Origin of the sequence: Pseudomonas sp. HY7a-MNA-CIBAN-0227 (genome assembly GCF_040310325.1) — a bacterium.
GTDB lineage: Bacteria > Pseudomonadota > Gammaproteobacteria > Pseudomonadales > Pseudomonadaceae > Aquipseudomonas.
In genome coordinates this window covers 1-240 of sequence record NZ_JBEOPT010000339.1, presented here as the reverse complement: position 1 = coordinate 240, position 240 = coordinate 1, and the positions used below count along the sequence as shown (strand labels likewise).

At 65.4% G+C, this 240-nt stretch carries 1 pseudogene; it reads left to right on the top strand.

The window, feature by feature from the left end:
- Positions 1-50: 50 nt before the first annotated feature.
- Positions 51-240: pseudogene (locus AAEZ06_RS28180) on the top strand (two-component sensor histidine kinase); the annotation flags it as partial.

The following is a 240-nucleotide window of genomic DNA, read 5'->3' as shown; positions in this document are numbered from 1 at the left end:
GGGCTGGGCTATCGCCTGGGCACGGCTGATGGGGGAGAAAACACCCCGTGATGAGCTTGCGTCTGCGCCTGACGTTCAAGCTGGGCGCCGCTTTCGTACTGATCTGGGTGCTGGCGGCTGCCTGGATGCTCAACGATTTGCGCAACCAGATGATGTTTTCCCTCGACCAGCGCCTGGTGGCTTCGGCGCGCATGGTGGCCGGGCTCACCGAGCAGATGCCGGGCCTGGCCAGCGTCAGCG